We start from the raw sequence: 18,808 nt of genomic DNA, 5'->3' as shown, positions 1-18,808 counted from the left end.
CGTTCATGGAAAACAGGCTCCGGCTTCTCGGCCGACGTACGATGCGCATGGCCGCCGGGACGGCGCTCTGCCTCGCGGCGAGCTTCGCGCTCGATCTGTCGATTCCGGTGATCGCGCCGGTCTTCGCCGTGTTCCTGCTCGCGACGCAGAGCCGGCCGCTGTCGTTCAGGGCCGGCCTGATGCTCGCGCTGATCGTGATGCTGACCACGAGCACCGGACTCCTGCTCGTTCCGCTGCTCAGGCACTACGCGTTCGCCGGCGTGATGCTCGTCGGGCTGCTGCTCGTCCTCGCGTTTCGCTACGGAATGCGTGGCGGAAACAATCTCGTCGCGACCTTTCTGGTGGCGGGGGTCACGATGATCTCCGCCGCGGGCGTGGCGGACTTCCAGGTGGCCGTCACGGTCGTCGGCGCGCTGGTGAAGGGTCTGCTGCTCGCCGTGCTCGTTGCAGCACTGACGCACTGGCTGCTTCCCGAAGCCCCCGGCGCGCGTCCACAGCCTGCCGCGCGGGTCATGTCCGCTGAAGACGCCATGCGCATCGCGCTTCGCGCGGCGCTCGTGGTCATGCCGGCGTATCTGCTTGCGATGACGGACCCGGCGAGCTTTATGCCGATCATCATGAAGTCCGTGAGCCTGGGCAGACAGAGCTGCACCGCGACGGCGCGCACGGCCGCGCGGGAACTCATCGGCTCCACGCTGCTGGGCGGGCTGCTCGCGATCGCCTTCTGGTTTGCGCTGAGGCTCTTCGCGCACCTGTGGATGTTCTTCCTCTGGATGCTGCTGCTCGGGTTGCTGATCGGGCGCAGGCTATATGGCCTCGATCCGACGCGGCACTCGCCGGGCTTCTGGGTGAACAGCCTCGTCACGATGATCATCCTGCTCGGCCAGTCCGTTCAGGACAGCGCGGCGGGCAAGGACGTCTACACAGCGTTCGCCGTGCGCATGGGGCTGTTCATCGCGGTCACGCTGTACGCGTGGGCGATGCTGATGATCTTCGACGGGCCGCTCGATCGCGCCCCGCCTGCCGCATCCGACGGGGAGCGTGATGCCGGTCACCTGCGTTCTCGCGCCGGCCGCTTCGGCGACGGGCGTGCGCGATGAACTGCTGCTGATCGGAAAGCCCTGGAAGAGGTCGGTCGCGAGATTGGCGACGCCGAGCCCTATCATTTCCTGATTTCGATCGACGCGCATGTTGGAGCGCGCGCCGAAAGTACGCGAGAGCACGCTCGTGTCCGCGAAGGAAATCAGCGCGACCGCGCAGCCGCCGAGCACAATCCTGACGATATCCACGCCGCTCGCCCAAGGTAGCGAGAACGCGGGCAGTCCTTGCAGAATCGTTCCAAGCACTTTGACGCCGGCGCGGTCGAGCTGAAGCACGCTTACACAAAGCGTCGCCAGCACGACGGCGATCAGGATGCCGGGGACCTTGTCGAAGCGCTTGAGCAGCAGGATGAGCACGAGACTGCCCGCCCCGACGGCGAAGCTGTACCAGTTCGACTGCCCGGCCGCGACGGGTTTGACCAGGTTGACCATGTCGCGGAGCGGTCCCTGATCTTCGAGGGAAATCGCGAAGAGTTTCGGCAGCTCGCTGATGAGCACCGTCAGCGCGATGCCGTTCATATAGCCGTAGCGGATCGGCTTCGACAGCAGCTCCGTGACAAAGCCGAGCTTCAGCAGCCCGAACACCACGCAGACGACACCGGAGACGATCGCCATCATGCCCGCCACGGCGGATCGCGCGCGAAGGGTCCGATGCGCTCGGCACGACGACCGCGAGCACGGGCGCGGCGAGCGCCGAATCGGGGCCGAGCACGAGAATGCGGCTCGGACCGAAGATCGCGTAGGCGAGCAGCGGGACGATGGTCGCGTACAGGCCGCACACACCGGGCACGCCTGACGCCTCGGCATACGCGACGCCGACCGGCACGAGCATCGTCGTCAGCACGAGACCGGCGACGATATCGTTTCTTAGCCAGCCCGCGCGATAGCTCCTGAGCATGGCCACGCCCGGCACGTGGCGCAGCCACCCGCGCGCGATGTCGCCACGCGTACGCGGGTGCAAGGACTGATTGGCAGTGTTTCGTACAGGAAAGCCCTTAAGTTGACGCTCGCTCAAAAGGCCTGTCGCCGAAGCGTCACATCTTGGATATTCGCACGAGGAGTGTGGCAGGCACTTTGGTCGTGAACCTTGGCGAAAGAAGGTGGCGTCTTGACGTTGTTCGTCAACGCATGTTCGAACACTCGCTCGCGCTCAGGAAGCGCGATCATTCGTCTCTTGATTATTGATCGTCCGGTCGAACTGTAGCCCATAACAGCCTCATACTCGTCCCTCCGAAAACGCTTGACACGCATAAAGAAATCGTCACCCGGAAGACCGTTGTTTAACGTCAGCAAAACGCCATAATCCAATGTCTTAAGGTCGGCCAGTGTCGATGCGGCTTTTTCCAACGCGTCATATCGGAGTGCCAGAGGAATGCATTCATCAAACTTTGCATGTAGCCGCTTGTACGGAACCAGTGTGCGCGACGCCGCGGCTGCTCGCAGCATGGCGACCAGGCTCGCAATAACTTGTGCATTCATGAAATCCTCCTCGAACGATAATCTATAGACGCTGGAGCGTAGATCGTCTTGACCCTACTCGGCCGGCAATGTTAGTCATGCGCGATTCAAAAAAGAAGGCCGCTGAAATCATAAATTGATTGCCTTTTTATAAACAGGGTAGTTTGATTAGGATTGCATGATTTATAAAGCACCGCGAAGCAACGCGTCACCACATGAAGCGCGCTCGATTAATATCGGAAGCTGTGGTCAAACTGGCATACTGAGACGCACTCGTATTGCTCGCGGATTTGCAAACTCACGCGCCGTAGGTTAGCTCGCATACGAGTTGCTCATATGGCCTGCCCGTAGTCTTGTACAACGCGGCGGGCGCCTCTCACCGGAGACCAAATGGCGAACGGTAGCTCGCTGGGAAGCGAGCGTAGGTAGCACGGTCAGCCATACAGATTGATTAAATGCTAGCAAACGCTTTCCGCTTCCGCAAAGTTTTTTGTGAGCGCTCAAATGAAACGAAATTCTGTGCCTATTTAAATAGTAGTAGGACGAAATACATCGTCGCCCGGATAGCATCCGCACCGTCGCTGTTTGACTTATTGCGTCAACCGACGTATCCCTCTAGCTCTTGGACGTAATGGCATTGGTTTTCCGCATTAACTAGTCTCATCCCTCGATCGAAGAGGACATCCCACGCCTTAAAGCAGTAGTGAGCGGCGATTCGAGTCCTCGACTAGGGAGCGCTCGATGCGGAAGAAATCCAGCGAGAGGCCCACAGTGATCCGACGGATTGAGGCCGTTCGCATGTTCGAGCAGGGCGCCTCCGATCAGGAAGTAGTGGGCGCGCTCGGCTTGTCGCGGCCAACTGTTCGACGATACCGCGCGCTTTTTCGGGCAGGAGGCATCGCAGCGTTGAACTGCCTCAGTGTCGGTGGACGGGGATCCGTTCTTGGCAAGGAAGGGATGACGTGGCTTGAGGGCGCGCTCCGAGAATCCGCCAAGAATTACGGTTTTGAGAGTGATGTCTGGACGAACGCGCGAGTGAGGATGTTGATTGAGCAGAGGTTTGGCGTCCGATTCTCGCGCGTCTACATTTGGCAGTTAGCGACAAACCTGGGACTAGGACATGTGCTGTCAAAGTCGCGGAGATAGACGGAAGTTCGATCAACAAGCCGAGAAAACGCCCGTCGTGCAGACGGGCGAACATAAACGACGCAAGGTAGCGCGCGCACTGCTAAACGCGCCGCCTTCTAGTATTGCAAACGGCTCAGAGAAGTCAAATAATGCTGCAGGTCATTGCAGGCGGTCTATGCATACGCGATAGTCCCCTGCGCTGAAAATTCGATCGCGGAGCTTCGCCAATGCGTCTCATAAATTTAGATTGGATTACTGAACACTCGGCGTCGACGATCTGAATGACTCGTTACAAATTAACAACTCGGTGAAGTACCGGAGTCCGGATTTTGCAGCGGTTCAAGTTAGGTGCCTTGTACGGTTTCTCGAACCAAGCAGGTGGCTTCGCGAACAATCGGGCTTACAGCTTCGGCATGTCATACATGTGGGGGCCGCTCAACTTCGGCGCTGGTTATTTGCACCTGAACAACTCGGCCGGTACTCCAACTCAACACAAACCTGCGTTACGCGCTGACACCGGCCGTAATGCTGGCCGCGGCCTATACATATTCCCGCGCCGGAGAAAACGTCGGTAGCGGCGCTCCGCACTGGAATCAGGTGAGCGCGCTAGCGGACGATAGCTTCTCAAAACGCACAGACGTTTATATCCAAAGCACGTGGCAAAGTGTGAGCACCAGCAGCAATTCGCCCTCGGGTGTTGCTTGGATCAACGGTGCGAGTTCGCCTGCATCAACGAAAAACCAGATTGAGGCGACCGTTGGCTTACGTCACCGGTTCTGAACCCAACGCCCATGAATTCGCCGACGCCCAGTGCATTCACGGTTTCGGGCGGTCCGCGAACGTCAGGTGCCGGCGAGTGGCTGACTCAAACTGAAGAAGCCGAAGAAGCGGCCATCCATCCTCGATGAACTGTTTTGTCGTCTGAGTCGTCGCTTGCACATTAACTTGCTTTCACGGCAGCGTCTGCTCTGACACCTTGTCCCAGCCTGGGCCCGGATCGAACTTCGTCATCTCCTTCACCTTGTTCGCGGTATCCGGACCCAGGTCGCGCTCGTAGACCTGGCCATCGTGGCTGACCATGAAGGTCTTGATGCCCGTGTCGCCGTAATCGGCCGGCCATGCAACGACGGCGAAGCCGCCGAAGAGGCGCCCGTTGACCATGTAATCGTATGCACCGCCCGGCGCATGCGACCCCTGCGCGCGAAGCAGCTTGTAGTGATAGCCGTAGTAGCCGCTCTGCGCCGCGTTGCGCGCGCCCGCGCTCATGAACGCCGGCCCGAGCGGACTCGGATCCTCGCCGGGGCCGGTCCGCCAGTACAGTCCGTCGTGCTTGCCGGGCGTGCTCGTGAACCGGTCCGCGTAGACATAGACGTTGGCGCCGTCGCGATACGCCGAGGCGTAATCGCGCTGCGCATCGTAGATCGCGAGCATCGTCTGGATCACAGCGAGTTCGTTGCGCCCGATGCGGCGCAGGCGCATTTCGTCGGCGCCTGCGCGCATGTCGAAGTGCCAGCCTTGCGCCGTCTTCACGAGCGGAATGGGAAGCGTCCAGCCGTCCTTGCCGACCGCGATCTGGGCATGCTCGCTGCCGTTCGCCTCGACCGAGTGGAACGCCTGCCACTCGCTCAGAAACTTCTCGCGGAGCTCGGCGCCGGCCGGTGGAATCACCTGCCGGAAATCGGCGCCGAGCAATGCCTTCAGCTCGCCCTCGTCATTGTTGGCGACGGCCGTTCCAAAGGCGTCCATCGCCGCATCGGGAGACGGGAAGAACGACTGCGCGCTCATGGCCGGGAGCGGCGCGAGGCCGAGCGCCAGCACGAGCGCCAGCGACGATCGCCATCTGGCGAAGGCACGGCTGACAGGCGGAAGTCCGTTCATGGTCGTTCTCCTTAGCGCCGGCCGCCGCCACGAGCGCCGCCGCCACCGCCGCCGCGGGCGCCTCCGCCGCTCGGACGGTTGAAGCTCGACGATTGAACGCTGGATCGCCCGCGGTTGTGATCGCGTTGCGCTGCGCCGCCACCGCCGCCCACGCCCTGGAACGCGGTGTCGCGGCCGCCGCCCGAGTATCCGCCGCCGCCGCCGCCGAAATTGCCCTGCGCGCCCGCCGTGCCGCCACGGTTCGGCGTGGTCTGCGCGCGATTGCCGGCTGCGGCGCTTCTGTCGGACGCTTGGGCGCGATTGCCAGCCTCGGCGCTTCGATTCGCCGTCTGCGCGCGATTGCCAGCCTCGGCGCTTCGATTCGCCGTCTGCGCGCGATTGCCAGCCTCGGCGCTTCGATTCGATGTCTGCGCGCGGTTGCCTGCCGCGGCGTTGCGGTTGGGCGTCTGCGCGCGGTTGCCCGCTGCCGCCCCGCGATCGGACGTGTTGGCCCGATTGCCCGCGCCGGCCCGGTTGGCGACGTTCGCATTGTTCGTGCGGTCTGCGCGATTCGCGGCGCCCGCATTGCCCGCCGCACGATCGGTCACGCCGGCCCGCTCCTGCGCGCCGCCCGTGCGCCCGCGATAATCGCGGCGGGCGTCGGCGCCCTGTACGCCCCGGGAATACTTGTCGCGGGTCGCGTTGTCGCGGTAAGCGACGCCCTGGCGATGCCGCGCATCGTGCTGCCACCTGCCGCCTTCGACCTTGGTGCGGTCGAAGTTGCGATCGATGTTCGTCGCCTTGTTTACGTTGATGTTCACGTCGCCGTTGTTCCAGTTGCAGCCGCCGAAGATGGCTCCGGCGGCGGCGATCCCGAGGCCCCATGCGAAGCCGCTCGCGAGCGCGGCGCCGGGATAGTACGCCGGATACGGCGGCCAGTAAGTCGGCGGATAGGCCGGTGCGCTCCAGCCGCCATAGACGACCGTCGGGCTGTAGGAGGGCACATAGATGACCTGCGGATCGGCGGGCTCGATGCGCACGATGGTCTGAGGCGCCTGGACCGCCTGACCGCCCTGAGCAGGCTGCGCGGGCTGGCCGCCGGCGGGAGGCGCTTCGACGATCACCTTCTGCTGCGGGTTCGAGTTCAGGTGTCCCGCCTGTTGCGCGCGAATCCGGAGCCGCTGCACGGCGGCAAGCACGTCCTTCTCCTGGGCAAGGAACGCGTCGCCGAGCCGCTGGGTCCAGTCGAGCTTGTCGTTCATCGGCTTGAGCACCTGAGGGAACGCCACCAGCGACTTGACGCTGACATCCCACGACTGGTCCTGAACCGCCTTCACTGCGGCTTCGCCCTTCAGGTTGGGATGGTCCTTGACCCAGCGCGCCGCGTGCACGACTTCGAGCGGATACGTGGACGCCATCAGCACCTGCGACAGCAGCGAATCCGGATAGAGCGCGATCGGTGCCACCAGCGCCTCGAGTTCCTCGGGCGGGTATTGCTGGGCTTGGGGCTGTGCAACCGGCTCGGCTGCCGACGCGGGCGCCGACGCGACTGCCGACGCGGGGAGTGGAGGAAGCGGCGCGGTTGCCGCCGATGCGGGAGCGGAAGCGGGTCCGGCCGCCGATGCCGGCTGGGTCTGTGCGGGCTGGCTTTCCTGCTTTTGACAGCCCGCCAAAACGACGACGCCGAAGCCGAAGCCGACGCTCAGTAGTCGCACGATACTTGTCGCGATGGCCATTCCCTCATTCCTCCGGTTCGGCGGCAAATCGATCGTTGAAGCGTCGCAACGGGCTCTCCTTACAGCCCTGACGGCGAAGCGACAGCACGGTTGCGCGCCGTGCAGGTCGTTGAGCGGGCGCCGCATCGTCACGCTCCGAAAGGTTATGTATGCGGCGCATTCAGAATGGCCAGACCCATTCGGAAATCTCAGGCTTGTCCGTACCATGCGTATGCGCGTAATCAAGGTGCATGATGATCGCGTTCTTCATGTCCTCTCTCAAATGCGCGGTCCGGTCGCGCAGACGCGGCACGCGGTCGATCACGTCGATCACGAGATTGAAACGGTCAACCTGATTGAGGATCGCGAGTTCGAGGGGCGTGTTGATGTTGCCCTTCTCCTTATAGCCGCGCACATGCAGATTTTCATGATTGCGGAAGCGGTAAGCGAGCCGGTGAATCAGCCACGGATAACCGTGAAAATTAAAAATCACGGGCTTGTCGAGCGTGAACAGGCTTTCGAAATTGCGCACACTGGAGCCATGCGGATGTTCGGTGTTGGGTTGCATCTTGAACAGGTCGACCACGTTCACGAAGCGCAGCTTGAGCTCCGGCAAACGCTCGCGCAGGATGGCGGTCGCGGCCAGCGCTTCCTGCGTCGCGACGTCGCCGCATGAGGCCATCACCACGTCGGGTTCGTCGTTTTCATCGTTGCTCGCGCGACGCCACACGCCCATGCCTTTCGCGCAGTGCACGATCGCTTCATCGATCGTCGTGAACTGCAGGTGCTTCTGTTTGTCCGCGACAATCACGTTGATGCAATCGCTCGAGCGCAGGCACTGGTCGGCAACGACGAGCAGCGTGTTGGCGTCGGGCGGAAGATACACGCGCGTGACCGATGGGCTCTTGTTCGTGACGAGATCGATAAAGCCCGGATCCTGATGCGAGAAGCCATTATGGTCCTGCCGCCATACCGTGGACGAGAGCAGAATGTTCTGCGACGAAACCGACGCGCGCCACGGCACATGGTTCTTGCAGATATCGAGCCATTTCGCGTGCTGGTTGAACATCGAGTCGATCACATGCGCGAAGGCTTCGTAGGTGTGGAAGAAGCCATGCCTTCCAGATAGCAGATAACCTTCGAGCCAGCCCAGCAGCGTGTGCTCGGAAAGCATCTCCATCACGCGGCCGTCGCGAGACAGTTCGCCGCCGTCCTCGTCCTCGGGCAGCAGGTCGGCCATCCAGACCTTCTTGCTGACTTCGTAGATTGCCTGCAGGCGGTTCGAAGCCGTTTCGTCGGGACCGAACACGCGGAAGGTATTCATGTTGCAGCGCATGACGTCACGCAGGAACGCGCCGAGCGGACGGGTGTTCTCGTGCTGGATCTTGCCCGCCTGTCCGACATCGACAGCATAGTCGCGAAAATCGGGCAGCTTGAGATGCTTGCGCAGCACGCCGCCGTTGGCGTGCGGGCTCGCACTCATGCGCCGCGTTCCGGTGGGTGCGAGCGCGCGGATCTCTTCACGCAGCCGGCCAGTCTGGTCGAACAGTTCGTTGGGCCTGTAGCTTTGCATCCAGCTCTCGAGGATCGCGAGATTCGCGGGGTTGGTATGCACGTCTGAGAACGGCACCTGATGCGAGCGCCATGAACCTTCCACCTTATGTCCGTTGATCTCCTTCGGGCCGGTCCAGCCCTTGGGCGTGCGCAACACGATCATCGGCCAGCGCGGCCGTTCGGTTTCCTTCTCGTTGCGCGCCTTGTCTTGGATCGCGTGAATCTCGGCGATGGCGGCATCGAGCGTTTCAGCCATCTTCCGATGCATCTCTTCGTGCTCGGATCCCTCAACAAAGTACGGCCGATACCCATAGCCGACGAACAACGCTTCCAATTCCGCATGGCTGATGCGGGCGAGAATTGTCGGATTGGCGATCTTGTAGCCGTTGAGATTCAGGATCGGCAGCACGGCGCCGTCGCGGGCGGGATTAATGAACTTGTTCGAATGCCATGCCGTGGCGAGCGGTCCGGTTTCGGCTTCGCCGTCGCCGACCACGCACGCGACAATCAAGTCGGGGTTGTCGAGCGCCGCGCCATACGCGTGCGACAGGCTGTAGCCGAGCTCGCCGCCTTCGTGAATCGATCCCGGCGTTTCGGGCGTCACGTGCGAACCGATATGCCCGGGAAACGAAAATTGTTTGAAGAACTTCTGCAGGCCTTCGACATCTTCGCTCTTGTCCGGATACACCTCCGAATACGTTCCTTCAAGATACGCCGGACCTAGCACGCCGGGTGCGCCGTGGCCCGGGCCCGCCATGAAGATCACGTCGATATCGTCGCGCTTGATGACGCGGTTCAAATGCGCCCACACGAACGACAACGCGGGGCTCGCGCCCCAGTGCCCGAGCAGGCGATGCTTCACGTGCTCTGATTTCAGCGGCTCGCGTAGAAGCGGATTGTCGACGAGAAAGATCATGCCCGCCGAAAGATAGTTGCAGGCGCGCCACCATGCATCAATCAGACGTAAGTCGTCGCCCGCGAGCGCGGCTGCTCGGGGCGGTTCGGCGCTGGAATCCTTGCTCATAACGACGTCTCCTTTCCATCGAAAGTACATCGTAAAAGCGTGTCGCCTGATTCAGGCGGCCTCCCAGCGCAAATCGCTGTTTGGCTTTGCATCACTGAGCGACGCTCGTGATGCCCGGCGCATTGAGCCGCGTCTTCATAGTCAGTCGATACTATGGACTCGCTTGAAATTCAAGTTTGGAACGCGATATCGTACTTAGGCGTCGTCTGAAAGGCGTTCGGCTCAGGAAGTTTCCGAAAGGGTTGCGCCCGCGCTTTCGCCGGAATCCACCGCGTGATCCCGAAACGGTTTGCGGCACGACGTGGTGCGAAGACCGCCTACGCCTTTCTACGATTGTTTGCGCAACCTGTCGCGAAGAACTCGAACTGGCTAGTATGTGAATGTTGGCGAAACTTCTCTTGAAGCGCGCCCAGCGGTTGTCTGCATTCGATCACAGAGAGTCGCGAATCTATCGACATTTGAGGTATCGGGTCCAGGATGGAGTCCTGCATACGGTCTCCGGCAGTCAACCCCGCAGTATCCGCAGACACCGTCGCTCTATACAGCCCCAAGTCAAGAAGGTCCGCGAGTCGTTTTCTCGAACCAGGATGAAGAGTGGCACTTTTTACGCGCATCCGAGCTTAGTGTCACCCACGACCGCGAGAAGAGGATGACGTTCTCTGCCTGGCACGGATTCTGAGCGTCCGCATTGTTCGGGATCACGGCGGCGTATCTTGAATCGGCGGTTTAGACACAGCCGGCGCGCCTGCGGTTGAAAAATCAGCGTCGCTGCCCGCCGGTCTTTAGGTAACTCTGCATGTACGCCTCCATGTAGTGCGACCGCGGCCTGTAAATCGCGTGCATGCCATTGCCCATCGGAAGGCGCCCGCTGCGCCGAGCGCCTTCAGCTAGGCACCGTTGACGAGGGCCGGATCCCTCACCAACACGTGCAGTCGCATGTTGGCTTTTGGGCAGGGCAGCCCGGCCTTCCATGCGCGGCACTCCATTGCAGCCTCTGGCCTTGCGGTCCGCATTCTGTCCTCGCTAGCGGCGTGGGCGACGGGGATGCCGGCTTGGGCAGCAGACGGCAGTGCTCATTCCCAAGGCTCCCGCAGCGGGAGCTCACATGTCATAGATGTGCATCCGGGCGTTTGTGCTGCTTGTAATACCGGAAGAATTAACGTATCTCTTGCTCCATCTGGCAGTCGAACGCGATTGGAGCGACTATGAGCGACGTCAATGCAGTCGATTTTGACGCGAAGGCTAGAGCCGCGTCCGGCCAAGCGACGGAGTCCGCATTCGAAGACGCCGTGCTTAGTAATCTGATCTGCCGTCAGGCGCGCTATCCCGACATCGCGACGCAGCAGGACTGGTATATGGCGCTCGCGTACAGCGTGCGGGATCGCATGCTCGCGCGCTGGGCCGCGTCGACGAAGGTTTATGCGGCGAAGGACGTCAAGGTCGCCTGCTATCTGTCGGCGGAATTCCTGATTGGCCCGCAACTCGGCAATAACCTGCTCAATCTCGACATGGAAGCCGAAGCGCGCGAAGCGATGCGCGCGCTCGGCCACGATCTCGACAGCCTGCTTGCCATCGAAGAAGAGCCGGGGCTCGGCAACGGCGGCCTCGGACGGCTGGCGGCGTGCTATTTGGACTCACTCGCGACGCTGCAGATTCCCGCGATCGGTTATGGCATACGCTACGAGTTCGGCATCTTCGACCAAGAGATCCGCGACGGCTGGCAGGTGGAAACTACCGACAAGTGGCTTCAAAAGGGCAATCCGTGGGAAATCGTGCGCCCCGATGTCAGCTTCTACGTTTCTTTCGCCGGACATACGGAAAGCGAAACGGATGCCGATGGCCGGCTGCGCGTGCGCTGGATTCCGAGGCGGCAGGTAAAGGGCGTCGCATGCGACATGCCGATGCAGGGTTATCGCGTCGATAGCTGCAACATCCTGCGCTTGTGGAAGAGCGAAGCGGTCGAGTCCTTCGACTTTCAGGACTTCAATGCGGGCGAATACTACGAGGCCGTCGAAGAAAAGGTCGTCTCGGAGACGCTCTCGAAAGTGCTCTATCCGAACGATGAACCCGAGGCCGGCAAGCGACTGCGTCTCGCGCAGCAGTATTTCTTCGTCTCCTGCTCGCTTCAGGACATGCTGCGCATGATGGACGCGAAGGGCACGTCGATCGACCAGTTCGCGGACCTTTTCGCGGCGCAGCTCAACGATACGCATCCTTCGGTCGCAGTGGCGGAGCTGATGCGCCTGCTCATCGACGAGCGCCTTCTTTCATGGGATGCGGCGTGGGACATCACGCGGCGCACCTTCGCCTATACGAATCACACGCTCTTGCCCGAGGCGCTAGAAACATGGGGCCTGCCGCTCTTTCAGAGCCTGTTGCCGCGCCCGCTCGAAATCATCTACGAAATCAATCGCCGCTTCCTCGATGACGTGCGCCGCCAGTATCCCGGCGACGATGAGCGCGTCAAGCGCATGTCGCTCATCGACGAAACCGGCGACAGAAAAGTGCGCATGGCGAATCTCGCGACCGTCGGCAGTCATGCGGTCAACGGCGTGGCGGCGCTGCATTCGGACCTGTTGAAGCAGACCGTGCTGCGCGATTTCGCCGCGATGTTCCCGGAGCATTTCCTTAACGTGACGAACGGCGTCACACCGCGCCGCTTTCTGATGCTGAGCAATTCGCGGCTCGCGCGCCTTCTCGACAAGACGATCGGCGACGGCTGGCGCACCGATCTCGCACGGCTCGACGCGCTTGCGGCCCACGCCGACGACACCGCCTTCCAGGACGCATGGCGGGCAATCCGGCGCGACAACAAGACTGCGCTCGCGGCGCGCATCAGGAATTCGACCGGCATCGACGTCGATCCGGGCGCGCTCTTCGACATCCAGGTGAAGCGCATCCACGAATACAAGCGTCAGCATTTGAACGCGCTCTACATCATCAGTCTCTATCGGCGCCTGTGCCGCAATCCCGATCTCGATACGGCGCCGCGCTGCTTCATCTTCGGCGGAAAGGCCGCGCCGGGTTATGCGATGGCGAAGCTCATCATTCGCCTGATCAACGGCATTGCGGAAGTCGTGAACAACGATGCAAGCCTCAAAGGCCGGATGAAAGTGGTGTTTTATCCCGACTTCAACGTGAAGAACGGGCACTGGATCTATCCCGCCGCGGACCTGTCCGAGCAGATCTCGACGGCGGGCAAGGAAGCGTCCGGCACGGGCAACATGAAATTCATGATCAACGGCGCATTGACGATCGGCACGCTGGATGGCGCGAACGTGGAGATTCGCGAGGAAGCGGGCGCGGAGAACTTTTTCCTCTTCGGCCTGACCGCGCAGCAAGTGGACGAGTTGAAGCGCGCGGGATATCGGCCTGCGGAATACGCGCAGGGCAACGATGAGTTGCGCGATGCGCTCGATCAGATCGCACAAGGCCGCTTCTCGCGCGGCGACAAGGAGATGTTCCGTCCGCTCGTCGATAACCTGCTGCAACACGATCCCTTCCTCGTGCTTGCCGATTTCGCCGATTACGTCGCGTGTCAGGACCGCGTGAGCGAAGCATGGCGCGATGCGCGGCAATGGACGCGCATGTCGATCATGAATTCGGCACGCTCGGGCAAGTTCTCGTCGGATCGCGCGATCCGCGAATATTGCGAGCGCATCTGGACGACGCATCCGGTGAGGATCGATCTTGCTCAGTCCTGAAGCGCACGCGCAAAGGATCTATCGCACGCAGCCCGGCTCGCGCTTTCCGATCGGCGCGACGGTCGTGCCGGGCGGCGTCAACTTCTGCGCGTTCTGCCGGCGCGCGACGCGCGTCGAACTTCTGCTGTACGCATCGGAAGAAAGTGCAGAGCCGTTTCAAGTCATCGCGCTGTTGGGCGACGCGAACCGCACGTTTTTCTTCTGGCATGTATTCGTCGAGGACCTGCCGCTGCGTACGTGCTATACATGGCGCGCATACGGGCCACTCGGCGTGCCGCAGATGAACGACGAGGCCGCGAGCCGCAAGGAACTGATCGATCCGCAGGCGCGCGGCGTGAGCGACCGCTTCTATGATCGTCAGCATGCCGCCGACGCGCATGCGGCGGGGCACGCATCCCTTCGGGGCATCGTCACGGAGCCGCTCGGCCGGCCCGACGACGACGTTGAGGTCCGCACGCTCGACGACGCGATCATCTACGAGCTGCACGTCGGTGGGTTTACGCGGCATCCGTCGAGCGGCGTGCGTCATCCCGGCACGTTCGCGGGTCTCATCGAGAAAATTCCTTATCTGAAGGCGCTCGGCGTCACGCACGTCGAACTGCTGCCGGTGATGGCCTTCGACGAACAGGACATTCCCGCCTCCGCCGCGGCGCGTGGCCTGTGCAACTACTGGGGCTACAGCACGCACAGCTTTTATAGCCCGCATCCGCGCTATTGCGTGGAGCCCGCGCGCGCGCCGCAGGAGTTCCGCGCATTCGTCGACGCACTTCACGAGGCGGGCATTCGCGTGTTGCTCGATGTCGTGTTCAATCACACGTCGGAGGCGGGCGATAACGGACCGGTGATTCATTTCAAGGTCTTCGCCAACGAGGTTTTCTATCAGATAGATGCGAACGACGCGCGACATTACCGCGACTACACCGGGTGCGGCAACACGCTCAATTGCAATCATCCGCTGGTGTCGGCGTTTATCCTGCGCTGCCTCGAATACTGGGTTCGCGAGCTGGACGTCGACGGTTTCCGCTTCGATCTCGCGAGCGTGTTCGTGCGCGGCGAGAACGGCGAGTTGTTGCGCACGCCGCCTTTACCATGGGCGATGGAGGCTTCGCCGGTGCTCGCGCGCGTGCCGCTGATCGCGGAAGCTTGGGATGCAGGCGGCCTCTATCATGTCGGCTCGTTTCCCGGCATGGCGTGGGCCGAATGGAACGGGCGTTACCGCGATGTGATCCGGCGTTTCGTGCGCGGCGATCCGGGCATCGTCGGGGAGGTGTGCACGTGCATCGCGGGCAGCGCGGACCTTTATCAGAGCGATGGCCGGTTGCCTGCCAACAGCATCAACTTCGTGACCTGTCACGACGGCTTCACGCTGAACGACCTCGTCAGCTACGAGGCCAAGCACAACGAGGCGAACGGCGAGGACAATCGCGACGGCAGCAACGACAATCTGTCGTGGAACTGCGGCGCGGAAGGCACCACCGACGACCCGGCGATCAGCGGTCTGCGGCTTCGACAGGCGCGCAACTTCATGGCGATCCTGCTTCTGAGCCAGGGCGTGCCGATGCTGCTCGCCGGTGACGAAATCCTGCGCAGCCAGCGCGGCAACAACAACGCTTTCTGTCAGGACAATGCGCTTTCGTGGATCGACTGGCAGCTTTCCGACAACGCCGGCGCCATGCTGCGCTTCGTGCGCGAGATGATTGCGCTGCGCAAGCGTCACTCGAGCCTGCGCCGCCGGCGCTTTCTGACGGGACGACCCGCGAACGGGCAAACGCAGCCCGATATCGCATGGCACGGCGAACGGCTCGACGCGCCCGCGTGGCATGACCCGGGCGCGCGCCTCGTGGCGTTCACACTCGCGGGACAGGCGGCGGGCGAGCTGATGCTGCACATCGTCTTCAACATGCACGACGACGCGCGTGATGTCGCGCTGCCCGTCCTCGACGAACGAAGCTGGCGGCGTGTCGTGGATACGTCGGCCGAACCGCCCATGGACATTGTTCCGGATGGCGAAACGGCGGCGATCGAATGCGACGCATGCCGTGTCGGGGGGCGCAGCGTCGTTGTGCTCGAATTGCGCTGAATGGGCACGGGGTGCTCGCCTATGCGTCGCAAAGCGCATTCAATGTTTGTGTTGCGATTGCTGAGTTGTATCGTCCATCCACAGGAGAAGGCATGGATGCAGTCAGAACGTTCCTAGAGAATCAGTCGCTGTTCGCGCTCTTCCTGACGATCGCGCTGGGTTATCTGATCGGCGAGATCAACATTAAAGGCGTGGCGCTCGGTTCCGGCGCGGTTCTGTTCGTCGGGCTCGCGATCGGTGCATTTGCGCCGAAGTCCGCGCCCCCGGCGTTGCTCGGCACGCTCGGGCTGCTGCTCTTTCTATACGGCATCGGCATTCAATACGGCGCGCAGTTTTTTCGCGGGCTCACGAGCCGCGACGGCATGAAGGCGAACGCGGCCGCATGCATTGGCGTGATCGCTTCGGGCCTCGTCGCGTGTGCCTTCATACGCTTCGGCATTAAGCTCGCCGATTCGCTCGGCATGTTCGCGGGCAGCGGGACAAGTACGGCGAGCCTGCAGGTCGCGATCGCATCGATGAAAAACAACGATGCCGCGGTGGCTTACAGCGTCACGTATCCATTCGGCGTGGCCGGACCGATCCTGTTCGTGTATGTGCTGAATGTTGCGCTCAAGGTGAAGATTCAGAAGCCGGCCGCGAAGATGCTGGAAACGGCTGAAATCGCGCTGAGAAACGAAAATCTGTTCGGCCTGAACATATCGCAGCTCGCGAGCCGCCTTCCCTCCGGCGTGGCGATTGCCGCGGTGCGCCGCGCGCACCAAAATCGGTTGCCCTCGGCCGATTTCACGCTGCGCGCCGACGATGTGCTCCTCGCGACGGCCACCGACCGCCGCCTGCTCGACGAAGCCACCGCGCTGTGCGGCGAGTTGCAGCCGGGGCGCATGGCGAGTGATCGTGAAGACCTCGACTACATGCGCGTGTTCGTGTCTAATCCGTCGGTCGTCGGCATGGCGCTCGGCGACATCCGTTTTCCCGAGGGCGCCAACTGCTCGATCGCGCACGTGCGCCGCGGCGACGCCGACATGCTCTCGACGCCCGATCTGATCCTCGAAGCGGGCGACCGCGTCGGCCTGCTGGTCAATCGCGTGCATCAGGCGACGATGCGCACGTTCTTCGGCGATTCGATCAAGGGCACGGCCGATCTGAGCTTCATCTGCCTCGGCATCGGGGCGGCCTTGGGCTTGCTTGTCGGTGCGATTCCGCTGCCGGTTCCCGGCCTAGGCGCGTTCAGCCTGGGACTCGCCGCGTTGCTGCTGGTCGCGCTGTGCCTCGGCAAAGCGCGGCGCAACGGGCCGTTCGTCTGGGTGATGCCGCTGTCGGCGAATCTCGTGCTGCGCAACCTCGGCCTCACGATCTTCCTCGCGCAAGTCGGCATTTCCTGCGGGCCGAAGTTCGTCGCGACCGTGGCGACGGCCGGGCCCCTTCTGCTGCTATACGGCGCGATCACTCTGCTGGTTCTGGTGGGCGTTACGGCCGTGTGCTGCCTGTGGATCTTCAGGCTTCCCTTCGATACGTCGGTCGGCGTGATCTGCGGCGCGACCGGCAATCCGGCGATCCTCGCATTCGCCAATCGCGTCGCGCCGACCGATCAGCCCGACATCATGTACGCGATGATCTTCCCGTCGATGACTATCGTAAAAGTGCTGTTCGTTCAGATGGCGATATCGCTTGGCGCAGGCTAGTTTCTCGTCAAGTCGGGCACCGAGTAAAAAAGGAGCACATCATGGAAGTTGCGATCTTCAGTTCGACGCCTTACGAGCGGCAGTATCTTGAGGAAGCGAACAAGGCAGAAAATCACATGCTCAAGTACGTCGACGTGTCCCTCGACACGTCCACTGTGGAGCTGGCGGCGGGCCACGGCGCCGTGTGCGTGTTCGTCAATGACAAGGCGGATGCCGAGGTGCTCGAAGCGCTGCACAAAGGCGGCACGCGTCTCGTCGCGCTGCGCTGCACGGGCTTTAATAACGTCGATATCGAAGCGGCCGCAAGGCTCGGCATCAAGGTCGTGCGTGTCGTGAATTACTCGCCGAACTCGGTGGCGGAACATGCCGTTGCGCTGTTGCTGGCGATCAACCGCAAGGTCCATCGTGCCTACAACCGCACGCGCGACTCAAACTTCTCTCTCGATGGTCTAATCGGTTTTGATCTCTGCGGCAAGACGGTGGCTGTGGTGGGCACCGGCAAGATCGGCTGCGTTTTCGCAAGAATCATGATCGGCTTCGGCTGCCGCGTTATAGGATACGATCCTTTTCCGTCGCCTCAATTCGAAGCGCTGGGCGTCCGTTACGCGGCACCTGGTGAGATTGGTGAAAAGGCCGACATCATCTCACTGCATTGTCCGCTGACACCGCAGACCCACCACATCATCAATTCACAGACACTTCAACGTGCGAAGCCAGGCGCGCTACTTGTTAATACGAGTCGCGGCGGGCTGGTCGACACGGAAGCTGTCATCGAGGCATTGAAGAGCGGTCGATTGGGCGGGCTCGCGATCGATGTTTACGAGCAGGAGGCGAGTCTTTTCTTCCGCGATCTGTCGAGCGAAATCATCACCGATGACATCTTCCAGCGGCTCGTCTCTTTCCCTAATGTCATTGTGACAGGGCATCAGGCGTATTTAACGCGCGAAGCGCTGACGACTATTTGCGAGACAACACTCAGGAGCGTCACGGCATTTGAGGCAAATCAGCCGCTCGAGAACGAAGTGAAGGTTGGGTAGGGGCCCAGCAGTCGCGCCGCCCCTGAAAGCGTTGTCCAATGGCGTGTAGCGTCGCATTGATCTGCGCTTCCGAGCGGCGTCCTGTGCTTCGCGAGGGGCGGTTGCTGCGCGCCGGTACCGCGCCTTTTCACTTGGATAGCGACGGCTTGCACTCCGTCTCGAACCAATGGTCGACCCGTCGCTGCGCCGCGTGGAGATCCGCTGGGTAGTTCGGATCGTCGTGCCATGGCGATGGGTTGTAGCCGGCTTTGCTCAGCGCCGAGATCTCGCTTCGGTGTTGTGACCTCGTCCGAGGCGCGTTGCTTTTCGTCGCGGCCAGGTCACGGCACTCGGTCGCAGTCAGATGTGGCCCGCTGTGTGGTACTCCAGCGGCGGCATAGCCAGCCAGAAGAAACCCCACCGCAGCAAGCGTCGAGCAGCTCTTCGTAAGCGTTTCCATAGCGCACCTCCATGCGTCCGATCGGCGCAA

The 18,808-nt window shown here is 61.9% G+C and carries 11 protein-coding genes and 2 pseudogenes; 7 read left to right on the top strand and 6 right to left on the bottom strand.

Annotated features, from left to right (window positions below; all coding sequences use genetic code 11):
* The first annotated feature begins 5 nt into the window (after positions 1 to 5).
* Positions 6 to 1,100 carry a DUF2955 domain-containing protein gene (locus tag AWB83_RS04785; RefSeq protein WP_087043081.1) on the top strand — a complete coding sequence of 365 codons (1,095 nt, stop codon included), beginning with the start codon at positions 6 to 8 and terminating at the stop codon, positions 1,098 to 1,100.
* On the opposite strand, the pseudogene AWB83_RS04780 reads toward AWB83_RS04785, so the two are convergent.
* Together AWB83_RS04780 and AWB83_RS04775 are read right to left on the bottom strand one after the other, a co-directional pair.
* Positions 1,044 to 1,998, bottom strand: a pseudogene (locus AWB83_RS04780) (SulP family inorganic anion transporter); the annotation flags it as partial. The gene AWB83_RS04785 and the pseudogene AWB83_RS04780 sit on opposite strands and share 57 nt — an antisense overlap.
* Positions 1,999 to 2,111: 113 nt before the next feature.
* Positions 2,112 to 2,579 carry a hypothetical protein gene (locus tag AWB83_RS04775; RefSeq protein WP_087043080.1) on the bottom strand — a complete coding sequence of 156 codons (468 nt, stop codon included), beginning with the start codon at positions 2,577 to 2,579 and terminating at the stop codon, positions 2,112 to 2,114.
* Positions 2,580 to 3,299: 720 nt separating this feature from the next.
* On the opposite strand from AWB83_RS04775, the gene AWB83_RS04770 reads away from it, so the two are divergent.
* Both AWB83_RS04770 and AWB83_RS37060 read left to right on the top strand, forming a co-directional pair.
* Positions 3,300 to 3,704, top strand: a complete 405-nt coding sequence (locus tag AWB83_RS04770) for a helix-turn-helix domain-containing protein (protein WP_087043079.1) — start codon at positions 3,300 to 3,302, stop codon at positions 3,702 to 3,704.
* 250 nt (positions 3,705 to 3,954) lie between these two features.
* Positions 3,955 to 4,466: pseudogene (locus AWB83_RS37060) on the top strand (porin); the annotation flags it as partial.
* A gap of 171 nt (positions 4,467 to 4,637) precedes the next feature.
* On the opposite strand, the gene AWB83_RS04760 reads toward AWB83_RS37060, so the two are convergent.
* The 3 genes from AWB83_RS04760 to AWB83_RS04750 form a co-directional block, all read right to left on the bottom strand.
* Positions 4,638 to 5,564, bottom strand: a complete 927-nt coding sequence (locus AWB83_RS04760) for a DUF2950 domain-containing protein (RefSeq protein WP_087043078.1) — start codon at positions 5,562 to 5,564, stop codon at positions 4,638 to 4,640.
* An 11-nt stretch (positions 5,565 to 5,575) separates the two neighbouring features.
* Positions 5,576 to 7,279, bottom strand: a complete 1,704-nt coding sequence (locus tag AWB83_RS04755; RefSeq protein WP_087043077.1) for a DUF3300 domain-containing protein — start codon at positions 7,277 to 7,279, stop codon at positions 5,576 to 5,578.
* Between the two features lie 160 nt (positions 7,280 to 7,439).
* Entirely contained in the window at positions 7,440 to 9,836 is a 2,397-nt protein-coding gene (locus AWB83_RS04750; RefSeq protein ID WP_087043076.1) for a phosphoketolase family protein, read from the bottom strand.
* Between the two features lie 1,205 nt (positions 9,837 to 11,041).
* Here AWB83_RS04750 and AWB83_RS04745 point away from each other — a divergent pair.
* The 4 genes from AWB83_RS04745 (at position 11,042) to AWB83_RS04730 (ending at position 18,339) form a co-directional block, all read left to right on the top strand.
* A complete protein-coding gene (locus AWB83_RS04745; RefSeq protein ID WP_087043075.1) occupies positions 11,042 to 13,540 on the top strand; it encodes a glycogen/starch/alpha-glucan phosphorylase in 2,499 nt (832 codons plus the stop codon).
* On the top strand, positions 13,524 to 15,620 hold the full coding sequence (locus tag AWB83_RS04740) for a glycogen debranching protein (RefSeq protein ID WP_374729086.1): 2,097 nt from the start codon (positions 13,524 to 13,526) through the stop codon (positions 15,618 to 15,620). Before AWB83_RS04745 ends, AWB83_RS04740 begins: the two co-directional genes overlap by 17 nt.
* A 92-nt stretch (positions 15,621 to 15,712) precedes the next feature.
* A complete protein-coding gene (locus AWB83_RS04735) occupies positions 15,713 to 17,302 on the top strand; it encodes an aspartate:alanine exchanger family transporter (RefSeq protein WP_087043073.1) in 1,590 nt (529 codons plus the stop codon).
* Between the two features lie 41 nt (positions 17,303 to 17,343).
* A complete protein-coding gene (locus tag AWB83_RS04730) occupies positions 17,344 to 18,339 on the top strand; it encodes a 2-hydroxyacid dehydrogenase (RefSeq protein WP_087043072.1) in 996 nt (331 codons plus the stop codon).
* Positions 18,340 to 18,466: 127 nt separating this feature from the next.
* Here AWB83_RS04730 and AWB83_RS04725 read toward each other — a convergent pair whose 3' ends face one another.
* Positions 18,467 to 18,778 carry a DUF4148 domain-containing protein gene (locus AWB83_RS04725; RefSeq protein WP_087043071.1) on the bottom strand — a complete coding sequence of 104 codons (312 nt, stop codon included), beginning with the start codon at positions 18,776 to 18,778 and terminating at the stop codon, positions 18,467 to 18,469.
* Positions 18,779 to 18,808: the final 30 nt, after the last annotated feature.

The organism is Caballeronia ptereochthonis (assembly GCF_001545075.1).
Classification (GTDB): Bacteria; Pseudomonadota; Gammaproteobacteria; order Burkholderiales; family Burkholderiaceae; genus Caballeronia; species Caballeronia ptereochthonis.
This window is presented reverse-complemented; position numbering and strand designations above follow the sequence as displayed.